Annotated in this window: 1 pseudogene; it reads left to right on the forward strand. The window is 47.9% G+C overall.

From position 1 onward, the window contains the following. Positions 1–716, forward strand: a pseudogene (locus ESV24_RS15205) (HYR domain-containing protein); the annotation flags it as partial.

Below are 716 nucleotides of genomic sequence, written 5' to 3' on the forward strand. Positions count from 1 at the left end.
CTTGATCCGGTAACCGGAAACGCTACCGTTACCCCTGCCGAGATAAACAACGGCTCTACGGACAACTGTGGTATCGCCACCTATGCACTTGACGTTTCATCGTTCGATTGCTCGATGACGGGTGACAATACCGTGACCCTTACCGTTACAGACGATTCAGGAAATGTGGCCACTTGTACCGCTATCGTTACCGTTCAGGACGTTACCGCTCCTGAAGTATTCTGTATAGGAGGAATTGCAAACGTTACCGAATCTGAAGATTTTGAGGGAGCCACCGTTCCAACGGGTTGGACCACAGATATACAAGTAGGTACCTTTGACTGGACATTCGGTTCAGGAGATATGCCCTTAGGAAACGATTTCCCGACCAACGCCGCAATCTTTGATGATGACGCTGCCGGTCCAGGACAGGTTAACGTTGCAAGTTTGCTTTCTCCCGTTTATGACATCTCTGCCGCTACAACGGCCACACTTTCTTTCGACTATATTCTGAAGGATTTTATAGGTTTCGGCTTTTTGAGCGTGGAAGTTTACGATGGAGCTGCTTGGCAAGAAATATTATTGGTTGATGACATTGATGTGGGGCCAATCAACACAGGTGATCTTGATATGATGACCTATGCGAATGCTGATTTCCAGGTGCGTTTTACCTATGATGATGAGGGCTCTTGGGCCTATGCGGCAGGCGTTGATAACTTCCTGCTGAGCTACGAAAT

This window comes from Aequorivita lipolytica (assembly GCF_007997135.1).
Classification (GTDB): domain Bacteria; phylum Bacteroidota; class Bacteroidia; order Flavobacteriales; family Flavobacteriaceae; genus Aequorivita; species Aequorivita lipolytica.